This is a genomic window from Bradyrhizobium sp. UFLA05-108 (assembly GCF_059803455.1).
In genome coordinates this window covers 1-20,236 of the sequence record NZ_JBANAZ010000027.1, presented here as the reverse complement: position 1 = coordinate 20,236, position 20,236 = coordinate 1, and the positions used below count along the sequence as shown (strand labels likewise).

At 64.3% G+C, this 20,236-nt stretch carries 19 protein-coding genes and 1 pseudogene; 6 read left to right on the top strand and 14 right to left on the bottom strand.

All coding sequences use genetic code 11. The features are described 5' to 3' along the window. Positions 1-29 precede the first annotated feature (29 nt). Genes SO140_RS20740 through SO140_RS20730 form a run of 3 tightly spaced genes read right to left on the bottom strand, consistent with a single transcriptional unit; the run spans position 30 to position 2,934 of the window. Positions 30-1,319, bottom strand: coding sequence for a TRAP transporter large permease (locus SO140_RS20740; RefSeq protein WP_449384092.1), 1,290 nt, complete (start codon positions 1,317-1,319; stop codon positions 30-32). A 6-nt stretch (positions 1,320-1,325) separates the two neighbouring features. Further along, positions 1,326-1,880 (bottom strand): TRAP transporter small permease subunit, encoded by a 555-nt coding sequence (locus SO140_RS20735; RefSeq protein ID WP_449384093.1) that lies wholly within the window; start codon positions 1,878-1,880, stop codon positions 1,326-1,328. A gap of 31 nt (positions 1,881-1,911) precedes the next feature. Then, positions 1,912-2,934, bottom strand: a complete 1,023-nt coding sequence (locus SO140_RS20730; protein WP_449384094.1) for a TRAP transporter substrate-binding protein — start codon at positions 2,932-2,934, stop codon at positions 1,912-1,914. Between the two features lie 213 nt (positions 2,935-3,147). Here SO140_RS20730 and SO140_RS20725 point away from each other — a divergent pair, with 213 nt between their 5' ends. Genes SO140_RS20725 through SO140_RS20715 form a run of 3 tightly spaced genes read left to right on the top strand, consistent with a single transcriptional unit; the run spans position 3,148 to position 5,204 of the window. Next, positions 3,148-3,600, top strand: coding sequence for a MaoC family dehydratase (locus SO140_RS20725; RefSeq protein WP_449384095.1), 453 nt, complete (start codon positions 3,148-3,150; stop codon positions 3,598-3,600). Then, a complete protein-coding gene (locus SO140_RS20720; protein WP_474799671.1) occupies positions 3,600-4,451 on the top strand; it encodes an HpcH/HpaI aldolase/citrate lyase family protein in 852 nt (283 codons plus the stop codon). The genes SO140_RS20725 and SO140_RS20720 overlap by 1 nt, the downstream gene beginning before the upstream one ends. A 12-nt stretch (positions 4,452-4,463) precedes the next feature. After that, positions 4,464-5,204, top strand: a complete 741-nt coding sequence (locus SO140_RS20715) for an IclR family transcriptional regulator (RefSeq protein ID WP_449384171.1) — start codon at positions 4,464-4,466, stop codon at positions 5,202-5,204. Positions 5,205-5,213: 9 nt separating this feature from the next. Here the strand turns inward: SO140_RS20715 and SO140_RS20710 are convergent, their stop codons facing one another. Both SO140_RS20710 and SO140_RS20705 read right to left on the bottom strand, forming a co-directional pair. Beyond that, a complete protein-coding gene (locus SO140_RS20710; protein WP_449384172.1) occupies positions 5,214-5,657 on the bottom strand; it encodes a hypothetical protein in 444 nt (147 codons plus the stop codon). A 151-nt stretch (positions 5,658-5,808) separates the two neighbouring features. Next, the gene (locus SO140_RS20705) at positions 5,809-6,612 is read right to left on the bottom strand and encodes a fumarylacetoacetate hydrolase family protein (protein ID WP_449384173.1); all 804 of its coding nucleotides are present in this window, start codon (positions 6,610-6,612) and stop codon (positions 5,809-5,811) included. Between SO140_RS20705 and SO140_RS20700 the strand changes: the two genes are divergently transcribed. Next, positions 6,611-8,296 carry a glycosyl hydrolase family 79 N-terminal domain-containing protein gene (locus SO140_RS20700; protein ID WP_449384174.1) on the top strand — a complete coding sequence of 562 codons (1,686 nt, stop codon included), beginning with the start codon at positions 6,611-6,613 and terminating at the stop codon, positions 8,294-8,296. The genes SO140_RS20705 and SO140_RS20700 overlap by 2 nt on opposite strands. 20 nt (positions 8,297-8,316) lie before the next feature. Here the strand turns inward: SO140_RS20700 and SO140_RS20695 are convergent, their stop codons facing one another. From SO140_RS20695 to SO140_RS20675, 5 genes are all read right to left on the bottom strand, one after another. Beyond that, positions 8,317-9,021, bottom strand: a complete 705-nt coding sequence (locus SO140_RS20695; protein WP_449384175.1) for a GntR family transcriptional regulator — start codon at positions 9,019-9,021, stop codon at positions 8,317-8,319. A 17-nt stretch (positions 9,022-9,038) separates the two neighbouring features. Next, the gene (locus SO140_RS20690; protein ID WP_449384176.1) at positions 9,039-9,782 is read right to left on the bottom strand and encodes an aspartate/glutamate racemase family protein; all 744 of its coding nucleotides are present in this window, start codon (positions 9,780-9,782) and stop codon (positions 9,039-9,041) included. Positions 9,783-9,791: 9 nt separating this feature from the next. Further along, positions 9,792-11,057, bottom strand: a complete 1,266-nt coding sequence (locus tag SO140_RS20685; RefSeq protein WP_449384177.1) for an NAD(P)/FAD-dependent oxidoreductase — start codon at positions 11,055-11,057, stop codon at positions 9,792-9,794. Then, positions 11,057-12,721, bottom strand: coding sequence for a thiamine pyrophosphate-binding protein (locus SO140_RS20680; RefSeq protein WP_449384178.1), 1,665 nt, complete (start codon positions 12,719-12,721; stop codon positions 11,057-11,059). The genes SO140_RS20685 and SO140_RS20680 overlap by 1 nt, the downstream gene beginning before the upstream one ends. A gap of 146 nt (positions 12,722-12,867) precedes the next feature. Continuing rightward, positions 12,868-13,785, bottom strand: coding sequence for an NAD(P)-dependent oxidoreductase (locus tag SO140_RS20675; protein WP_449384179.1), 918 nt, complete (start codon positions 13,783-13,785; stop codon positions 12,868-12,870). 113 nt (positions 13,786-13,898) lie between these two features. Here SO140_RS20675 and SO140_RS20670 point away from each other — a divergent pair. After that, positions 13,899-14,734 (top strand): annotated as a pseudogene (locus tag SO140_RS20670) (transporter substrate-binding domain-containing protein). 215 nt (positions 14,735-14,949) lie between these two features. Here the strand turns inward: SO140_RS20670 and SO140_RS20665 are convergent. The 3 genes from SO140_RS20665 to SO140_RS20655 form a co-directional block, all read right to left on the bottom strand. Continuing rightward, on the bottom strand, positions 14,950-15,378 hold the full coding sequence (locus SO140_RS20665; RefSeq protein WP_449384180.1) for a universal stress protein: 429 nt from the start codon (positions 15,376-15,378) through the stop codon (positions 14,950-14,952). 506 nt (positions 15,379-15,884) lie between these two features. Then, positions 15,885-17,396, bottom strand: a complete 1,512-nt coding sequence (locus SO140_RS20660) for a carboxylesterase/lipase family protein (protein ID WP_449384181.1) — start codon at positions 17,394-17,396, stop codon at positions 15,885-15,887. 18 nt (positions 17,397-17,414) lie between these two features. Continuing rightward, entirely contained in the window at positions 17,415-18,755 is a 1,341-nt protein-coding gene (locus tag SO140_RS20655) for an MFS transporter (protein ID WP_498543074.1), read from the bottom strand. A 215-nt stretch (positions 18,756-18,970) separates the two neighbouring features. Between SO140_RS20655 and SO140_RS20650 the strand changes: the two genes are divergently transcribed. Then, positions 18,971-19,627, top strand: coding sequence for a TetR family transcriptional regulator (locus tag SO140_RS20650; RefSeq protein WP_449384183.1), 657 nt, complete (start codon positions 18,971-18,973; stop codon positions 19,625-19,627). Positions 19,628-19,890: 263 nt separating this feature from the next. On the opposite strand, the gene SO140_RS20645 is transcribed toward SO140_RS20650, so the two are convergent. Next, positions 19,891-20,236 (bottom strand): transposase (locus SO140_RS20645; protein ID WP_498543073.1); only part of this gene is annotated, 346 nt, incomplete at its 5' end.

The window sequence follows — 20,236 nt, the reverse complement described above, 5'->3', positions numbered from 1 at the left end:
ATGGTCTCCTTTGCCGGAGGCTCGTAACGCTAGCGCCCCATCTGCGAGGGCAGCCAGAGGATGATACTCGGGAACGCGACCAGGATCGCTATCGCGATCAGGTGCGCGATGAAATGCGGGAAGGTGCCGTGGAACACCTCCGCCACCGGCCGCTTGGCGTAGCGGGCGACGATGAAGCAGTTGAGGCCGACCGGCGGCGTGATCATGCCGACCTCGGCGGTGACGATCTTGATGACGCCGAACCAGATCGGATCGAAGCCGAGCGTCTTGATCAGCGGCAGCACGATCGGCACCGTGAGCACCAAAATCGCGATCTGGTCCATGAAGGAGCCGAGCACGATATAGCCGCAGAGGATCAGCGTGATGATGACCCAGCGCGAGGTCGGAAGCGAACCGATCCAGGCGACGAGATCCTGCGTCACATGCGTGAGCGTGAAGAAATAGCCGAAGATCGAGGCACCCACCAGAATCATGATGATCATGCAGGTGCCGTGACAGGCTCGCAGCAGCGTCCTGTAGAGCGAGGACGGTGTGATCTTGCCCTTGACGATCGCGAGCAGGAAGGCGCCGAACGCGCCGAAGGCCGAGGCTTCCGTCGGCGTCGCGACGCCGAGATAGATCGTGCCGGTCACGATCGAGAACAGCACCACCATCGGTGAGACCTGCCAGAGCAGCGCAAACTTGTCGCGCCACGGCACCGATTTTGCGCCCGGCGCTCGCGACGGATCCTGCCAGACCAGGAAGTAGATCGTGGCCATGATGGTGATGGTGACGAGGATCGCCGGGATGATGCCGCTGATTAAGAGCTTGCCGATGTTCACCTCTGCAAGCAGGCCGAAGATCACGAGTGCGACGCTGGTCGGCAGCAGCATGGACAACGTACCGGAGATCGCGACCACGCCCGCCGCCATCTTCGGCTCGTAACCCTGGCGGATCATCGCCGGCAGGCTGGTCGAGGACAGCGTCGCGGCCGAGGCCGTCGAGGTGCCGCAGATCGCGCCAAAGCCCGCACCCGCGAGCGCAGTCGCCATGCCGAGCCCGCCGGGGACGCGGCCGACCCAGGCCGATGCCGTCTTGAACAGATCATCCGCGACGCCGGACAGCAGCACGAGATCGGCCATCAGCAGAAACATCGGGATGGTGATCAGCTCATAGGAGGACACAGTCGAAAGCGGCGCCGTTTGCAAGATGCCCGACAGCGTCGCAAAGCCGCCGACCATCACGAGCCCCACCGAACCGGAAAAGGCCATCGCAAAACCGACGGGCGTGCCGAGCGCGAGCAGGCAGAACAGAAGGCAGAGGACGACAAGAGGTGTCATCGGCCGCTACTCGAACGATCTTGCTTCGCCGATCCCAGTCACCGGCGGCAAAGGATAGAGGTCGCGCCCGCTGATGAGGCTCAGCACATTGCCGATGAGTTGCAGCGTCAGCCGCAGCACCAGGACGCCACAGCCGAACGGCACCAGCGCTGCCGAGATCCAGGTCGGCCAGGGGATCGCGCCCGCGAGCACGTCATGCTGATCGTAATTTTCCAGCGCTCGCTCGAAACCTACCTTGCAGATCAGGACGAACACGAACAGGCCGGCGAGCGCGGTGATGATCTCCGACAGCCGCCGCCCAGCCGGCGAGAAGCGCGACAACAAAATATCGACGCCGACATGGGCATGCTCGCGCAAGCCATCCGACAACGTGAGAAAGAAAACGCCGGCGAGGAGATAGAGCCCGATCAGGTCGTAGGTGAAGGAGAACGGCCGGTTCATGACGTAGCGCATGAACACGTCAGTCACGACAAGCACCATGATCACGAACAGGAACACCTCTGCGATCACCGTCAGCGCGCGCTCCAGCGCAGAAAGCGCATTGCCGAGCCTCTCGATCACGTTCGGCGCCTCCTCCTTGTCGCGACTTTCGCTACTGCGTGCCACCTGCGGCGAGTAAAGCTTCGAATTCCTTCAGCGCTGCCGAAGCCGGCTTGCCGCGGCTGTCGAGACCGGACGCCCATTCGTGGCCGACACCCTTGAGCTTCTCCTTGATCTCGGCGCGCGTCGCCTCCGGCAGCGGCTCGAAGCTGACGCCACTCTCGGTAAGGTGCTGCTTCGTCGCGTCCTGCTCCTTGTCGACGTCGGCGCAGGCCCTCGGCTCGATCGCCTCGGAGGCCTGGTCCATCGCCTTCTTGACGTCCTCCGGCAGCTTGTCCCAGACCGATTGATTGATCGAATAGGCAACGATGAAGCTGCCGAAGCTGACGCCTTCGGTGGCGTGCTTCACGAGCTTGTCGAGACCATAGGCGACGACGCTTTCCATCGGAAACAGCAGGCCGTCCATCGTGCCGCGCGACAGCGACTCATAGGCATCGGGCGCAGCCATGCGCACCGGCACGGCGCCGAGCGCGCGCAACGTCAGGTCCTGCGCGCCACCGGTGGTGCGCAGCTTCAGGCCCTGCATGTCCTTCGGCGTTTCGACCTTCGCCTTGGCGGTCCACACCTGATAGGGCGGCAGCACCACCTCGAACAGCAGCTTGATCTTGTTGGGTGCGTACTCCTGCTTGGCGAGCAGGCCCTCGCGCGCGGTCTTCCAGTAGGCGAGCGTGCCTTGGCAGCTCGTCTGGAAGGCGCCCGGCAATTGCGCGACCTCCGACAGAGGCATCTTGTCGGAGACATAGGACGGCCCGATGTAGCCGATGTCGACGACGCCGGATTGCGTCAGGCGCAGCATGTCGCCGGCTTTGCCGATCTGTTGGTTCGGATAATAGGTGAAGGTCACGGCGCCGTTCGTCCGCTTGGTGACGTCGTCCATCCACGGCTTCAGCATCAGGCGGACGAGGTAATGGCCGGCGGGAAAAGAGTCGGCGACCTTCAGCTCGAGCGCCTGCGCCGAACTCGTCGCGATCGGCAAGGCCAGCACCGCGAGGGCCCACACCAGCTTCTTGTTCATTCGTTTCTCCCTGAGACGTGGCAACGCTGGAGCCGCGGCTCAAGCGACTGGCCCTTCGCACCATTTCTTGCTTGAGCTAAACGTACATATATGTGAATTTATCTGTCAAGGTTATGAACAACGCATAGGGCTATGCATCGAAAGGCCGAGAAGGCTTGCGATGTCGCCCCCGGGTTCACGCATCTGAACCATCGGCTTGGAAGGGAGAAACAGATGGCGGGGCTTTATTTCGAGGATTTTTCGGTAGGCCAGGAGTTCAGGCATCCGCTGACGCGCACGGTCACGGAAATGGACAACACGCTCTTCAGCCTGCTGACGCTCAACCCGCAGCCCCTGCACATCGATGCGCACTTTTCCGCGCAGACCGAGTTCGGCCAGCGCATCTTCAACAGCCTCTATACACTCGGCATCATGATCGGCATGACCGTCTACGACACGACGCTCGGCACCACGGTGGCCAATCTCGGCATGACCGACGTGACCTTCCCTAAACCGGTATTTCATGGCGACACGCTGCGGGCGACGACGAAGGTGCTGTCGGTGCGCGAATCCAAATCGCGACCGAAGGCAGGCATTGTCGAGTTCGAGCACCATGCCTACAACCAGAACGACGAGATCGTCGGCAAATGCCGCCGCATGGCGATGATGCACAAGAGGCCAGCCTGATGCGTTCGATGCTGTTCGTGCCGGGCGATTCCCCGCGCAAATTCGAGAAGGCGAGTGAAGGCAAGGCCGACGCCCTGATTATCGATCTCGAAGACTCCGTCGTCGCGGAGAAGAAGGACGAGGCGCGCAGGTTGACGCTCGCGATGCTTCAGGGTCGCCGCGGCCCGCATCAGCTCTATGTCCGCGTCAATGCGCTCGACGCCGGCATGACGCTCGTCGATCTCGCCGCGGTCATGCCGGGCGCGCCCGACGGCATCGTGCTGCCGAAATCACGCGGCGGCGACGACGTCCGGCAGGTGGCGCTGTGGCTCGACGCATTCGAGGCAGCGGCCGGCACCACGGTGGGCTCGACCCGCATCGTCTGCGTCGCGACTGAAACCGCTGGCTCGATCTTCGGCCTCGGCACCTACAGGGATTGCTCCCCTCGCCTCGCCGGCCTGATGTGGGGAGCCGAAGATCTCTCCGCCTCGCTCGGCGCCACTGAGAAAGCAAGCGGGGGCGTGTTCCATAGCCCCTATCGGCTGGCGCGCGATCTCTGCCTGATGGCGGCAGCCGCAGCGGAGGTCGCGCCGATCGACACCGTCTATACAGACATCGACAATCTCGCGGGTCTCGAGCAGGAGACGCGCGCCGCCCGGCGCGATGGGTTTTCCGCAAAGGCGCTGATTCACCCAAAACATGTCGACGTCGTCAACGCCGCTTTCACGCCGACCGACGCCGAGCGTACCTGGGCGGAGAAGGTGATCGCGGCCTTCGCCGACAATCCCAGTTCCGGCACGCTGCGCCTCGACGGCATGATGATCGACAAGCCGCATCTTCGCGCCGCGAAAAAGATCCTTGGCCTGCCTTAGGACCTGATCCCAATGATCGTTCGCCAAGCCGCCAACATCCTGGAGATCATGGAATTCTTCGCGCAGGCCAGGAAGCCTGCGACACTCGCGGAGATCGCCGATCATTTCGGCTGGCCGCGCTCGTCGACCTTCAACCTGCTCGCGACCCTGTCGGAGAAGGGCTATCTCTACGAGCCGCGACGTCGGGGCGGCTACTATCCGACGCCGCGCTGGCTGACACTGGCGCGGATGGTCTCGGAGGTCGAGCCGCTGCCGCCATGGGTGCATGCGCTGATCTCCGAGCTTTCGGCGGAGACCGGCGAGACCGCGTCCATCGTTGCGCCCTCGGGCGTCATGGCTGTTTTCATCGACGTTGTGGAATCGCAGGCCGCGATCCGCTACTTCGCGACGATCGGCCACCGCATTCCCATCCATGCGAGCGCCAGCGGCCGCGCGCTGCTGCTGCAATATTCCAAGGAAGAGCGCGACCAGCTCTATCGCAAGATCGAGTTCAGGCAGTATGGCGCGTCGACGCCGATCAGCATCGAGGCGGTCGAGGTGGAGCTGCGCAATTCGATTGCCCGCGGCTATTGCCAGAGCTTTGGCGATTACAGCCGCGACCTCGCGGGCGCCGCGATCCCGCTGCCGATCGGCGATCGGCGGCTCTCCGTCGTGGTCGCCGGACCGGAATTTCGCATCGGCCCCAAGGTGCCCGATGTTGCGGCGCTGATCGCAAGGACGGTCGACCGGCTTCGACCGAAGACCGCCGCGTGAGCCCTGACCTTAGTCGAACCCCTGAACGGGTGGCGTCGAAGTCTGCTGCGGCTGAGCAGGAGATGCCTGAACCGATGGATTGCTAGCCGGCCCGATTTGAGCGACACGGCCATTGGCTTCCATCGCCCGACTACTGGTGGGACCGGGAGCCGCTGAGCTGGGCGTCGGGGCCACTGGGGCGGGCGCTGGAGGTGCCGAACTCGGGACACGACTAGCTTCTCTGCGCGGCCGCTGCCGGCTCGTCGCCGAGCGAGAGCCGCGCAGGCCCCATGAGCGCGCGATGGAAGGACCAGCGGCGTAACCAACGAAGGCTCCAGCCACCGCACCGATCGGCCCGAGCACGACAGCACCGGAGACGGCTCCCAATGCCGCATCGCCTGCGCGTTCCTGCGCAACGGCGCCGGCGGGCACCAGCACGAGCATCGCGACCACGGCCATCAAGGATCTGTTCATCGGAGCGCCTCCCTCACGGGAGATCACTTCTTACGCAAATATGGCGGCAGGACGTTTGTTTATTGCCCAACACAGGGCAATCGACCGATGGAACTCCGGCAATCAGGAAACTTCCGCCGGGATGGTTGTGCCGACGGAGGCGGCTCAACTCTCAGACGATCTTGATCGACATATCCGGCAGGCCTTCGAGCTTGCATAGAAGCACGTCGCCCTTCACGACCGGGCCGACATTCTCCGGCGTGCCGGAATAGATGATGTCGCCCGCCTTCAGTTCGAAGGCTTTGGAGAGCTTTGCAATCTGCTCGGCGACGCTCCAGATCATCTTGCTGAGATCCGAACTCTGCCGCACGGTCCCGTTCACCGCCAGCGAAATCGCGCCCTTCTCGAAATGGCCGGTCTTGCTGGCCGGATGGATCGGGCCGATCACCGCCGCATGGTCAAAGCTCTTGCCGATCTCCCACGGCTTCTTCTCCGCGGCCATGCCGTTCTGAAGATCGCGCCGGGTCATGTCGAGGCCGAGCGCGTAGCCATAGACGTGATCGAGCGCCTTTTCCGGCGAGATGTTGCTGCCGCCGGATTTCAGCGCGGCAACGAGCTCGACCTCGTGATGATAGTTTTTGGTCAGCGACGGATAGGGATGCTCGGCGACCTCGCCGATCGCGACGTTCTGGATCGCATCGGTCGGCTTCTGGAAGAAGAACGGCGGCTCGCGGTTCGGATCCGAGCCGCGCTCGATCGCATGCGCGGCATAGTTGCGCCCAATGCAGTAGATGCGGCGAACCTGGAACACATCCGTCTCGCCGACGATCGGGATCGTCGTCATCGGCACCGGGAAAATCGGCTTCGGCCCCGCTTGCGCGGCGGCCGGCGCCGCCTCGGTCATGGTGGCGGCCGCCGTTGCCGCAGCCGCGGTCGCAAGCAGGTCGCGCCGCGAGGGTGAGGAGGTTTTTTTCATGTTTTATGCTCCTGTGGGGCAGTCAATTGGGCCGACCGATGGAATAGTGGATCAGGCCCCTCCCATCAACGCCCTTGACGCCGATGCGGCCGCGCACTTCTGGCAGACGTACGGTATGATCGATCCGGAAGACATCAGCGCAGGGGAGCACGACGTGCAACCTCCGCCGCGGCCCCGCCGGAACGGCGTCATCGCAACGCTGTTGCTCGTTATCGCGATATCCCCTGGAGCTGGCGCAAGAGCGCAGTCGCTCGAGCCCGCGCACATGACGGCAATCGGTACGATCGACGCTCGCTTTCAATCCTATAATGTCGAGATGGTCGAAGTGACGGGCGGGCGCTTCTGGAAGCCGTATTCACGCAGCCCGCGAGCAGACGCGCAGATCGCGCGCGATCGCTACAGCTACAGGTCACCGATCGATCTCGCCAACACGCGGCTGCGCAGGCTCGCCAGCGCTCTGGGCCCGGCGTATATGCGCATCAGCGGCACCTGGGCGAACGCGACGTTCTTTGCCGACGCCGACAACGCGCCGGCTGTACCGCCCTCCGGCTTCAACTCCGTACTGAACCGCGCACAGTGGCGCGGGGTCGTCGACTTTGCGCGCGCGGTGAATGCTGAGATCGTCACGTCGTTTGCCGTCAGTGCGGGCAGCCGCAACGCGGACGGACATTGGACGCCCGACCAGCCGCAACAGCTTCTCTCTTTCACGCAATCGCTCGGCAGCCGCATCGCGGCCGCCGAGTTGATGAACGAGCCGACGCTCGCGGCCACGAACGGCGCGCCCCCGGGCTATGACGCAAAGGCCTATGGCCACGACTTCGCGGTATTCCATTCATGGATGCGCCAGCATGCCCCTGACACGCTGATCGTCGGCCCCGGCTCCGTCGGCGACTCGTCCTCGCCGTCGGCAGGCGGTATCCAGACGCGCGATCTGCTCGCGGCTTCCCGACGAAGTCTCGATCGCTTCTCCTATCATCACTACAACACACTCTCGCCGCGCTGCGGCGTCCGGGATGATCCGGCGCGGGCGCTATCGCCAGGTTGGCTCGCGCGCACCGATCGCGCGCTCTCGATCTACCGCAGCCTGCGCGACGAATTCGCACCTAGCACGCCGATCTGGTTGACGGAGACGGCCGACGCCGCCTGCGGCGGCAATCGCTGGGACGCGACCCTCCTCGACACCTTCCGCTATCTCGACCAGCTCGGACGGCTCGCGCGGGCGGGTGTTCAAGTGGTGATGCACAACACGCTGGCCGCGAGCGACTACGGCCTGCTCGACGAGACGACGTTTCGGCCGCGGCCGAACTATTGGGGTGCGCTGCTGTGGCACCGGCTGATGGGAACGACCGTGCTCGACGTCGGCGCAACCAGCACGCCCGACCTTCACCTGTATGCGCATTGCCATCCCAGCACGAGCGGTGCCGTGTCCATCCTTGCGATCAACACGTCACGGAGCGGGTCGCGCAGGTTGCAGCTGCCGATCGCGTCGGAGCGCTACACGCTGGATGCGATGCGGCTACGAAGCTCGACCGCACGATTGAATGGGAGGATGCTCGCCCTCACTGCCAACGACGATCTACCCCCGCTCGAAGCGCACACGATGCCGGCCGGGACGATTTCCCTGGCGCCGAAAACCATCACCTTCCTGGTGATCCCGAATGCCGGCAATCCCGCCTGCCGATGAGGCGGGACCCATTCTCCCGGTCAGCGTTGCCCAAGCACGCTCGCCGCCGGCATGTAGATCTGCGCATAGCCTTCCTTGATCGCAGAAGTGATGCGATCGAGCCGCCGGTCGATGTGCTTTTCCAGCACGGAAACGCAACGCGCCTCATCGCGCGCCTTGAGGCCCTCGACGACGGCGCGGTGCTCGGCCTGCGTGTCGGAGCGGTTGACGCGGTCCATGTCGATCCAGCGCACGAAGCGGATGCGGGCGTTGACGTTGCGCAGCACGCGTAGCATCTCGGCATTGTTCGACATCGCCATCAGCCGCTCGTGAAAGGTCTCATCCAGCTCGACCAGTTCGACCGACGAACGTTCGCCGGGGTCTGGCCCCGTCGCTTCGAGGAACTTGAGCAGCGCGTCGATGTCCTCGTCCCCAGCGCGCTTGACGGCGAGACGGACCGAGGCGATCTCGATCGACTTGCGCAGCTCATAGAGATCGAAGATCTCGTGCGCGTCGAGCTCACGGCAAAAGAAGCCCTTGCCTGGCATGAAGCGCAGGAAGCCTTCAGTGTTCAGGCGATTGAGCGCTTCACGCAGCGGCGTGCGGCTGACGCCGAGCCGCTTTGCCAGCTCACCCTCGTTGAGCCGCTCGCCCGGCTTGAACTCGTAGCTCACGGCCATCGCCTTGAGTTGTTCATAGACGCGATCGACGATGCTGTCCGAGGCGAGTTCCAGATGCTTGTTCATGGGGAGCTTCTCGACCTCTAACCAAACCGGCGCGGCCGCAGTCCGGCATGAAACCACGTGATCATGGAATAGATATCATAAACAGGCAGGCCCACCTCCGCCTGCAATGCAGCAGCGTAAGGTGGCATGTTGGTGCATTCAAGCACGATGGCGCCGACATCAGGATGCTTTGCCACGAGCGCCTTGCCGGCGTCGACCACATCGCGCTCGGCTTCAGCGATATCCATGTCGTCCTTCTCGGCCTTGATCAGGACGCGGAAGAACTCCTTGCCGTTCTCGGTGCCGACCAGCGGCGTGTCCAGCGGCACGCCCACGCCTTCCAGATGGGCCGGCGACAGGGTCGAGCCCGACACCGTGACGAGGCCGACGCGCTTGCCAGGCGGCAAGGTTGCCTGCACCCACGGCACCTGCATCAGCGATGACGTCGCCACCGGCACGCCGACGGCGGCGGCAAGCTCCTTCTGAAACAGCGCGAGGAAGCCGCAATTGGTGGTGATGGCTTCGGCGCCAAGCCGCACCAGATCCTTCGCCGCGTCAATGAAGTCCGGCAGCAGCCCGGCCGCGCCCTTCAGCACGACCTTCTCCGGGCTCGCTCCGCTCACCACGCGATAGAGCACCGGGAACGGCCAGGTGGTGCCGTTGCCCATGTCGCCGGGAATACGGGGAAAGCGCGCTTCCAGCATCAGAATGCCGAGTGGCGCGCCATAGAGCGCCTTGCCGCCACGAGCGATGCGGGACGAGGAATTTTGCGGATAGGTCATGATGCTATCTCAGAGGAAGCGGCTGGGTGCGAACGGTTCAAGCGGAATCTCCGGCGCCTTGCTGCTGACGAGCTGCGCGACGAGGCGGCCGGTGCGCGCGGAGCCGACGAGGCCGATATGACCATGGCCGAACGCGTAGACGACATCGCGCGAGGCGCGGGCATAGCCGATGCAGGGACGGCCGTCCGGCATGCTCGGGCGGTGGCCGAACCACATCTTGATGCGTGAGGCCGGAATGTCCTTCGGCAGCTTCGGAAACATGCTGAAGAGATTGTCGCGCAGGATCTCGGCGCGGTTCCAGTTCGGCTCCGCGTCAAGCCCGGCGATCTCGACCGTGCCGGCGGCGCGCAGGCCCTTGTTGGTCCAGTTCACCACCATCTTGGCGTCGGAGGCCATCATCGAAGAGCGCGGCCCCGTCTCCGGATTCTCGATCATGACGTGATAGCCACGCTCGGTCTCGAGCGGCAGCCGATCGCCGATAGATGCGGTGAGCAGTCTTGAGCGCGCGCCTGCAGCGACCACGGCGGCATCGCAGGCGATCTCGCCGCTTTCGGTCAGAACGGCAATGAGCTTGCTGCCGTCGAGCCTGAGGCCCGTCGCCTTGGCGCGCACCAGTTTAGCGCCGCTGGCGAGCGCATGATTGGCAAGTGCCGCGACATAGGCGCCGGGATCGCGACAGCGTCCGGCCTCCTCGACCACCACACCGAATTCATAGCGTGGATCAAGCTCGGGCTCACGCTGGCGCATCTCGTCCGCAGAGAGCTCCAGCCATTCGACACCGACGCGCTTGCGGATGCGCCAGCCGAGGTCGCCATCGAAATTGGCGCGCGAAAGGAAGACATGCATCACACCGTTGCGTTCAATCAGCTCGGAAACGCCGGCCTCGTCCGCGAGCTTCTTGTGCAGAAGGGGCGCGTCCTTCAGGAGATCGCGCAACGCGACTGCCGTCTTCTCGACGCGCGACTCGCTCCAGCCGGAGAGCAGGTACTTGATCAGCCAGGGCAAAGCCTTCGGCAGGTAAGACCAGCGGATCGCGAGCGGACCGAGCGGGTCCATCAGATAGCCCGGCACCTTCTTCCAGATACCGGGCTCGGCCGGCGGGATCACCGAATGCGACGACAGCCAGCCGGCATTGCCATAGCTTGCCGCCTGCTCGCCGCCGGGCTCACCCGGATCGATCAGCGTGACGCGATGGCCCTCGCGCAGCGCCTCGATGGCGCTGATCACGCCGACCGCGCCGGCGCCGATGATGGCAACGTGGCGGCCAGTCGACATCAGCGCGAATTCTCCTGCGGCACAAAATCCTTGCCGACGGACAACGCGCGCTGATCGAAGATGCAGTGCAGGATCGCAGGCTTGCCCGACGCCAGCGCGCGCTCGAAGGCGGGCGCGAACTCTTCCGTGCGCTCGACGCGCTCGCCATGGCCGCCGAACGCCTTTGCGTACATCGCGAAGTCCGGATTCTTGAGCTGCGTGCCGACCACGCGGCCGGGATAGTCGCGTTCCTGATGCATGCGGATGGTGCCGTATTGCGCATTGTCGATCACGACGACGATCAGGGCTGCGTCGTACTGCACGGCGGTCGCAAACTCCTGGCCGTTCATCAGGAAGCATCCGTCCCCGGCAAACGCCACGACGACGCGATCCGGATGTTGCCGCTTGGCAAGCACGCCCGCCGGCACGCCGTAGCCCATCGAGCCCGAGGTCGGCGCAAGCTGCGCGGCAAAGGCGTGGAAGCGGTGATGGCGATGCAACCAACCGGCATAGTTGCCGGCTCCGTTGCACACGATCGCATCCTTCGGCAGCCGATCGCGCAGCCAGGTCATGACACGTCCGTACTGGAACGAACCCGGCAGCTCGCGCGCGGTCTCGGTCCAGGAAATATAGTCTGCATGCGCCTTGGCTGCTTCGCCCTCCCAGGCCGGCGTCGCCGCGGGCTTCAGCGTCTCGACGGCGGCTGCGAACGCAGCAGGCGTGGCCTGCATCGCGAGCGTGGGCTGATAGACGCGGCCGAGCTCTTCCGAACCTGGATGAACGTGGATCAGCTTCTGGTTCGGCACGGGAATGTCGAACAGCGAGTAGGACGAAGACGGCATCTCCGACATGCGGCCACCGATCAGCAGGATGACATCCGCGCCGGTAATGCGCGCCTTCAGGCTCGGGCTCGGGCCGATGCCGAGATCGCCGGCATAGTGGGAATGATCAGCGTCGATCAGCGACGCCCGGCGGAACGAGGTTGCGACCGGCAGATCGAACCGCTCGGCGAAGCGCGCGATGCCCTTGGCCGCTTCCGCGGTCCAGCCGGAGCCACCGAGAACGACGAGCGGCGCCTTTGCGCCGGCAAGCATCGAAGTCAGCCGTTCGAGATCGGCCGGCGCCGGCCAGCTCACGACAGGCTCGACGCGCGGCGCGTCGGCAACCGCCGCCGTCTCGGTCAGCATGTTCTCCGGCAGCGCGATCACGACGGGACCGGGGCGGCCCTGCATCGCAACGCGGAACGCGCGCGCGACGAGCTCGGGAATGCGATCGGGACGATCGATCTCGACGGCCCACTTCGCCATGGTGCCGAACACCGCTTTGTAGTCGAGCTCCTGAAACGCCTCGCGCTCGCGCATGCCGGTGTCGACCTGACCAACGAAGAGGATCATCGGCGTGGAATCCTGCATTGCGATGTGGACACCATGGCTGGCATTGGTCGCGCCGGGACCGCGGGTGACGAAGCAGATGCCCGGGCGGCCCGTGAGCTTGCCATAGGCTTCCGCCATCATCGCGGCGCCACCTTCGGCACGGCAGATCATCACGTCGATCGGGCTGTCATGCAGCGCATCCAGCGCGGCGAGATAGCTCTCGCCCGGCACGCAGGTGACGCGTTCGATGCCCTGCGCAACCAGCTGGTCGATCAGGATCTGGCCTCCGGTGCGGGCGTTACGAATGGTCATGACAGCTCCCTGAAAGTCTTTGGCGATGCGCTTGAGCGCGCGCCAGTTATGTTCCGAGGTGGCGTAGGACAGGCGGACAGAGCACGCAAGATCGAAAGGCTTCTCATATCCTGCGCAGACATCATGCCCGTCCCCGATGTTTGCAACTATCGGCCGCTCGCGATGATGCGGCGGCAATGATCGAGCGCCGCACCGATCAAATTGTCGCTCGCCTCCGGCGTACGGAACGCCGAATGCGCCGACAGCGTCACGTTCGGAAGCTTGGTCAGCGGATGGCCTGCCGGCAGCGGCTCGACCGTGAAGACGTCGAGGCCGGCATGCCCGATGTGGCCCGAGCGCAGCGCCGCGATCATCGCGTCCTCATCGACCACCGCGCCGCGCGCCGTGTTGATCAGGATGCTCCCTGGACGCATCATCGCGATGCGCTCGCGGGAGAGGAATCCTTTGGTCTCGTCGTTGAGCAGCAGATGCAGCGAGACGACGTGGCTCTCCGCCAGCAGCTTCTCCAGCGTGACGAAGTCGACACCCGGATGCGTCTTCGGCGTCCGGTTCCAGGCGATCACCTTCATGCCGCAGCCGAGCGCCATGCGCGCGGCTTCGGCGGCGATGCCGCCAAAGCCGATCAGACCGAGCGTCTTGCCGGTGAGCTGGAGCGCGTCGCGGCGCAGCCAGTTGCCCTCGCGCATGCCGCGATCCATCTCGCCAAACCCTTTTGCGGAGGCCCACATCAGCGCGATCGCGCATTCGGCGACCGCGGTGTCGCCGTAGCCCTTGATGGTGTGGACGGCGATGCCGTGCTGGCCAAGCTCGTCCGGATTCATGTAGCTGCGCGCTCCGGTGCCGAGGAAGACGACGTGCTTCAGAGCCGCACACTTCGCGGCGATCGCCGTCGGCACCGCGGTGTGATCGACGATCATGATCTCCACGCCGTCCAAGAGCAGCGGCAGGTCGTCGGGCGAAATCGCGGGGTCGCGGTTGATGCCGACCGGGAGGCTATCCTTGCGCAGCAGCTTTTCGGTTACGGCGGCAAGCGTGTCGTTGGCATCGACGAACAGGGCACGCATTGGCTGAGCTTTCTCTTTCCGGGCTAAAAATACAGTATTGCATTTTAAGCTGAATACAGAAATAGTCCAGAAGCCGGGGTTGGATGTCAGGGTAACTGCCCAGGAGAACTGCCATGAATCGCAGGGACGCACTCACCACCGTCGCCCTCGCCGGCGCTGCGATGGCCGCAGCCACCTCGGGCAGGGCCGACACGGCACCAAGCTCCACCCTCGACCGTATCAAGAAGAACGGCGCGCTGCGCATCGCGGTCATTGCCGGCCAGGATCCCTATTTCCACAAGGACCTCGCCAACAATCAATGGTCGGGCGCCTGCATCGACATGGCGAACGACATCGCAGGCAAGCTCGGCGCCAAGGTCGAGACGCTGGAATCGACCTGGGGCAACCAGATCCTCGATCTCCAGGCCGAGAAGATCGATCTTGCCTTTGCCGTGAACCCGACGCCCGAGCGCGCACTGGTCATCGACTTCTCCTCGCCCATCCTGGTGCACTCCTTCACCGTCATCACCAGGAAGGGTTTTGGCAAGCCGCAGACCTGGGCAGAAATCAACAAGCCCGAGGTCAAGATCGCCGTCGACATCGGCTCGACGCACGAGACGATCGCGCGGCGTTATTGCCCGAAGGCGACGATCCTCGGCTTCAAGGAACGCAACGAGGCGATCCTCGCCGTGTCCACTGGACGGGCGGACTGCAACATATCACTCGCCGTGCTTTCGGTTGCGACGTTGAAGAAGAACCCGACGCTCGGCGAGCTCGCAGTGCCACGGCCGTTGCTCACACTGCCGACCAATCTCGGCATCCGCGCTGAGGCCGATCGGCGCTACAAGGATTTTCTCAGCGCCTGGGCCGACTACAACCGCGCGCTGGGCCAGACCCGCGAATGGCTGCTCAAGGCTTTTGAACCGTCGGCCTCACCGCGGAGGACATCCCCGGCGAAATTCAATTCTGACAGCCGCCTCGTGTGGCAGCAGAAGCGCGCCGACCAGCCGGGTCGATGAGATCGACGCGCGAGCCGGCCTACCGCTGCGTTCCCTCCCCCATTGCCTGGGAGCGGCTAGAGAGAGGGTGCCACACGGCACACTCTCTCGATTGAGTGCGCGACGCTTGCGCGTGGCCAAGCCAAAATCGGGCAGGTTGATGACCCATCGCGTAGGCTCTGCGCGCTCACTGACAAACGAGCACGGGGATTCTCGCCTGCGTCAGCACCTTGTTAGTCACGCTGCCGATCAGAAGCATGGAAAGCCCACTGCGGCCATGCGATGACATGACGATGAGATCGCAGCCCTTGTCCTCAGCTGCGGCGATGATGGCTTGATGGGGATGCCCGCTCTCCACTTGAATCGTCTCGCAAGAAACGCCAGCCGTTTTGGCCGCATTTGCCGCGCGATCCAATACGCTCCTGGCCTGTTCCTTGCGCAGCTCGGCATATGTCGCGACGGCTTCAAGGAACCGCCCTGTCAGTTCTGAAAACGGTTCCACGACGAAGATCACGGATACCTTGGCTCCAAGGGATTTCGCCAGCGCCAACCCACGCGCCACCCCATGCTCCGCCAGCTCCGACCCATCTGTCGGAATCAGAATATGCCGGTACATGCCTCACCTCCCGATTGTCCGAACCATCCCTGCCTTCTGCAGGTTGAGCCCGCGTTCCGGATACCGTCTTGAGATAAATCAATCTATTGCGCGGTGCGGACGGCCGAGCGGCTGGACCGTGCAACGAATTGCAGTCAGCCAGGTTGATTGTGATCGCAAGTTCCGGATTGGAGCAACGTCATGTCGATGACCAAGGTTCCTGCAGCGCTTCTCGTGATTGGTGCGATATCGCTCGGAGCACCCGCAATGGCTGCCCCGATCACACCCTTATCCACGAGCGCCAAGCCGATGGTGCAGGAGAGTGACGTGGTCCAGGTGCGCTGGCACTGGGGCCGTTGGCACGGCGGAAGCTATCGGTGCTCCCCCTATTGTCGTTGGGGCGGTTAGTACTACTGCATTTCTCGTGCGAAGGCCCGTTGTGAATGCGGGGCCACCTTACGTGATCGCGGATCTCGCTTCCGCCTTCGCTCGCTGAACTATCCAAGCTACGAGGCAGGGCGATCTGTTCAACCTGCCTGCATCATTGTGTTGTCGGTGGCCGGGGCGGATCGCCCCTCAAGCTCCGCCCACAGGCGGAAGCGCTCGTCCACGTTGAGGCGAGCTATCTGGAACGGCCGGTCGAAGATGGCGAGAGATTCCTTGCCGAGTTCGAACCGCGGCCAGACGTCGCTTGTTTCAGGCGCACCGGTCGCGATGAAGCGCAGCATGGCGGCCTGAAGGCGCGTGGCGACCTCGATATCGCCAGGTGTCATCGGGCCACCCTTGCGCCGGAGGATGGGGCGATCGACGAAGTCAGGAAAGTGCGCCCAGACGCAGGCATTGTCCGCGCCGTGGGTCGGCCCTTGCGACAGGAAAGGCTCCAGCGCGGGACGATGGTCGAACCGGTTCAGCCAGACAGCACCACCGGCCGCACTCTGATGGCGCGCAATCACGGCTAGCGGTCGATGCCAGAATGCATCCGACAGCAGCGCCTCGTAAGGATCTTCATCGGGACGCGCCGTCGCGCGATAGCAGCCGAGCAGGCGCTCGAAGCCGGCATCGCCAAAGGACGCGCGGACGTGCCGCTCGGTGACGCGGATCATTGCGGCGGGCGGCGTGCTCTTCAGGAACATCGCCATCTCGTCGCGGCAGGAGCCGAGCCAGAGCGGGACATCGCGCAGCGCGCCATCGGCGATCGCCGAGATCGGATCGCGCGGGATCACCACACCGTCCAGCACCGGACCGAACACGGTCCCGGCTTCCGTTTCATCCGCCAGCCTGCGACCAACGCTCTCCACCGCTGCGAAGAGCTGAGGCAGCGGCACCGTCGCGATGGCGCTCGCATCGTTTTCGATCTTGAGCTCTGCGATCACCCGCCGCGTCACCTCATCGGCATGCGCTGGGTTCATGATGCCACGGCCCGGTGCACTGAAGGCAATGGCCTGCGCGAACTTGCCCTGCGCCTGAGGCAGGGTGGCCAGCGCGATCACCATCGACGCGCCGGCGGACTGGCCGAACAGCGTCACCGCATCGGGATCACCGCCGAAATTCGCGATGTTCGCACGCACCCAGTCGAGCGCAGCGAGCGCATCGGACATTGCGAGATTGTTGGCCTCCGACAGCCTACCACCGAAGCGATGCAGTTGCAGGAAACCGAGCGGACCGAGCCGGTAGTTGATGGTGACGATGATGGCCGGCCCTTGCGCGGCGAGGAAGCCGCCATCATAGTCGGCGCCGCCGCCGGTGACGAAGGCGCCGCCATGGATGAAGAACAGCACCGGCAATGGTCGATAGGCCGCCGCCGGTGCAAAGATGTTCAGGCTGAGACAGGTGGGCTCGTTCGCATGATCGAGATGACCGGGCTGCGGCGCGTAGGCGCCGTAGGCCGTACAGGCGATCGGCTCCGACCACGCGCGCGGCGGCACTGCTTTCGCAAAGCGCCGTGCGGTCGCATAGGGCACGCCCCTGAAGGCGCGCACCCCGCCCTGTTCGAGGCCGATGACCGCCCCGCTCGTGGTCGAAACTGCCTGCGTCAGCATGTGAACCTCACCTCTGCTCTAACCGCGCCGCTTTCCGAGATCGGCGATATCGACCGTGTGCGTCTCGCGCGCCGTCGCAGCGGCCGCGGCCGAGATCACGCAACAGGCGCCGACGAAGATCGCGACCGGGATCCACCCGTTCGGCCCCTCGCCGACCAGGCTGGCGCTCACCAGCGGCGTGAAACCCGCGGCGAGGAAGCCGAGCTGCGTGCCGATCGCGGTGCCGGAATAACGCACGCGCGCCTCGAACACCTCCGCATAGAACGACGGCCAGATCGCGTTCGGGGCGGCATAGACGACGCCGGAAAGGATCATCGCGGCCGCGAAGATCGCGATCGTGTTGCCCGATGTCACCAGCATGAAATAGGGGAACAGCAGCACCGCGCAACCGAGCACGCCGCCGATGAACACCGGCTTGCGGCCGATCCTGTCGGCGAGCAACGCCCACAGCGGCTGGGTGATCAGCGCGGTGACGTTGCCGAGCACGCCGGCCCAGAGCATGGTCGGGCGCGCCACGCCGAACTTGCTGGTAGCGTAGCCAAGTGCGAACACGGCGGTCATGGTGCTGACGGTGGCGATCAGCGCGCAGACGATCACGCGAAGCACGTCGGGCCAGTAGTCGCGGAGCAGCGCGATCACGGGGAAGCGTGCGACCTGCGCCTTGTCCTTGATGTCTTCGAAGACCGGCGTCTCCGGCATGGTCCGCCGCACGAGATAGGCGACCAGCAGCACCAGCGCGGAAAGCAGGAACGGAATGCGCCAGCCCCAGCTCATCAGCTGATCTTCCGGCAAGCTCGAAACCGGGATGAACACCAGCGTTGCCAGGATCGCGCCCGCCTGCGTGCCGCTCAGCGTCCAGCTCGTGAAGAAGGCGCGGTTGGAGTTGGCGGAATGCTCGAGCGTCAGAGAGTTGGCCCCGCTCTGCTCGCCCGCGGCCGACAGGCCCTGCAACAGCCGCAGCAGGGTCAGGATGATCGGCGCGGCATTGCCGATCGCCTTCGCATCCGGCAACAGCCCGATCGCGAGCGTCGAGCCGCCCATCAGGACGAGCGTGAACAAGAGCACCGTCTTGCGCCCGATGCGGTCGCCGAAATGGCCGAGGATGACGGCGCCGACCGGACGCGCGATATAGCCAATGCCGAAGGAAAGCAGAGCGAGCAGTGTCGCCGTCGAGGGATCGACATTGGCGAAGAACACTTTTGGAAAGATCAGCGCGGCGGCAGTGCCGTAGATGAAGAAATCGTAGTATTCGAGCATGCTGCCGACGAAGCTGACGAGCGCGGCGCGCTTCGGCAGCCTGGTCTGCGCGGCTTCCTTTGCGACGGGCGCGTTCAGCGATGCGGTTGACGTCAACGTCATGAAAATCCTCCCCGTGTGATGTGCGGCAGATCCCGCGTCATTGCCGGCGACCACGTTGGGTTGCGCCGGAGCTGCGGTGACTTGCCGTCACCCTCTTTCCCTCATAATGTACGAACTAGTACGTTTACGCAAGGCCGCATCGAAGCCGTGCCCGGAGTTGCGAAATTTGCCTTCACCTTCAGGGTGATCCATACGACTTGGCGGGAGAAACAGTGATGCTGAAGCGCATGCCCCCCGCCCATAAGCGCACCAACGACCCCGAGCGCACCAAGCGCGACATCATCGAGGTGGCGACGCAGGAATTCGCCTCCGAGGGCTATTCCGGCGCGCGGGTCGACGCGATCGCGGCGCGGACCCGCACCTCCAAGCGGATGATCTATTACTACTTTGGCGGCAAGGAGCAGCTCTATCTCGCGGTGCTGGCGGAAGCCTATCGCAACATCCGCGCGCTGGAGGACCAGCTCGACATCCAGCGCTGCGACGCGCGCGAGGGCTTGCGGCGGCTGATCGAGGCGACCTTCGACCACGACGAGCGCAATCCGAACTTCATCCGCCTCGTCAGCATCGAGAACATCCATCATGGCAAGCATCTGAAGCAGAATCCGCAACTGCGCCAGCTCAACGCCAGCGTGATCGCGACGCTCGATGGCATCCTCGCCCGCGGCCGCAAGGAAGGCGTCTTCCGCAACGACGTCGACGCCGTCGACCTGCATCTTGCCATCAGTTCCTACTGCTTCTTCCGCGTCGCCAACCGCCACACCTTCGGCGCCCTGTTCGACCGCGACCTGAGCGAGCCGAAAGTGCTGGCCAAGAGCCGGACGCAAATCGTGGAGATGATCTTGGCGTGGCTGGGGGCGAAGGCGAGCGAATAGCAAGGCGGCCTGGCCGCCCGTTCGGACGGCTCGCGTCGGGTCGCGAGAGCTTCCAAATCCCAACTGTCACTCCCCGCCACCGGGTCTCGCCTTCGGCGAGCCCGATAAAGGCTTTGGCAGGGAAACTGGGGCGCGTACTCATAGCCTACGCCGCAATCGGGACGCGTATCAGGTCCGAGAAAGGCCGATTCCGTTGAAAAAGGGCGGCAGTAATCCGATGTATTGGCGTCAGCGGCGATGCGGCCGAGCGGCTGTGTCGGCCTTTATGCGGGCTTAAGGGTTTGCATCGGGATCAGCTTGGCCATCTTGCGAAGGTTCTGAGCGGTGGCTGCGAGAGTGAACTCGTCGCGCGCGCCGTTTGGGCCTCGTAACCGCAAACGGTCGAGTTTGAGAATGCGCTTGAGGTGCGCGAACAGCATCTCGATCTTCTTGCGAAGCCGACGCGAAGTGCGGCCTTCCCAAGATCGTGCTATCTCGCGCGCCATGTCGCGAGCGCCCTCGTAGATCGAGCGCGGCACCCTTCTTGAGGGCTGCTTGGGACAGCACCGGGACTTCAATGCGCAATGATCACAATCGCGCTTACTGGCCATGTAAAGAATGGTGGCACCG

Coding starts and splice junctions, on each gene's coding strand:
- SO140_RS20680 (WP_449384178.1), bottom strand. CDS start 12,721: ATGACCATTCGTAACGCCCGCACCGGAGGCCAGATCCTGATCGACCAG.
- SO140_RS20675 (WP_449384179.1), bottom strand. CDS start 13,785: ATGCGTGCCCTGTTCGTCGATGCCAACGACACGCTTGCCGCCGTAACC.
- SO140_RS20650 (WP_449384183.1), top strand. CDS start 18,971: ATGCTGAAGCGCATGCCCCCCGCCCATAAGCGCACCAACGACCCCGAG.
- SO140_RS20720 (WP_474799671.1), top strand. CDS start 3,600: ATGCGTTCGATGCTGTTCGTGCCGGGCGATTCCCCGCGCAAATTCGAG.
- SO140_RS20665 (WP_449384180.1), bottom strand. CDS start 15,378: ATGTACCGGCATATTCTGATTCCGACAGATGGGTCGGAGCTGGCGGAG.
- SO140_RS20710 (WP_449384172.1), bottom strand. CDS start 5,657: ATGAACAGATCCTTGATGGCCGTGGTCGCGATGCTCGTGCTGGTGCCC.
- SO140_RS20695 (WP_449384175.1), bottom strand. CDS start 9,021: ATGAACAAGCATCTGGAACTCGCCTCGGACAGCATCGTCGATCGCGTC.
- SO140_RS20715 (WP_449384171.1), top strand. CDS start 4,464: ATGATCGTTCGCCAAGCCGCCAACATCCTGGAGATCATGGAATTCTTC.
- SO140_RS20725 (WP_449384095.1), top strand. CDS start 3,148: ATGGCGGGGCTTTATTTCGAGGATTTTTCGGTAGGCCAGGAGTTCAGG.
- SO140_RS20655 (WP_498543074.1), bottom strand. CDS start 18,755: ATGACGTTGACGTCAACCGCATCGCTGAACGCGCCCGTCGCAAAGGAA.
- SO140_RS20730 (WP_449384094.1), bottom strand. CDS start 2,934: ATGAACAAGAAGCTGGTGTGGGCCCTCGCGGTGCTGGCCTTGCCGATC.
- SO140_RS20705 (WP_449384173.1), bottom strand. CDS start 6,612: ATGAAAAAAACCTCCTCACCCTCGCGGCGCGACCTGCTTGCGACCGCG.
- SO140_RS20690 (WP_449384176.1), bottom strand. CDS start 9,782: ATGACCTATCCGCAAAATTCCTCGTCCCGCATCGCTCGTGGCGGCAAG.
- SO140_RS20685 (WP_449384177.1), bottom strand. CDS start 11,057: ATGTCGACTGGCCGCCACGTTGCCATCATCGGCGCCGGCGCGGTCGGC.
- SO140_RS20740 (WP_449384092.1), bottom strand. CDS start 1,319: ATGACACCTCTTGTCGTCCTCTGCCTTCTGTTCTGCCTGCTCGCGCTC.
- SO140_RS20700 (WP_449384174.1), top strand. CDS start 6,611: ATGTTTTATGCTCCTGTGGGGCAGTCAATTGGGCCGACCGATGGAATA.
- SO140_RS20660 (WP_449384181.1), bottom strand. CDS start 17,396: ATGCTGACGCAGGCAGTTTCGACCACGAGCGGGGCGGTCATCGGCCTC.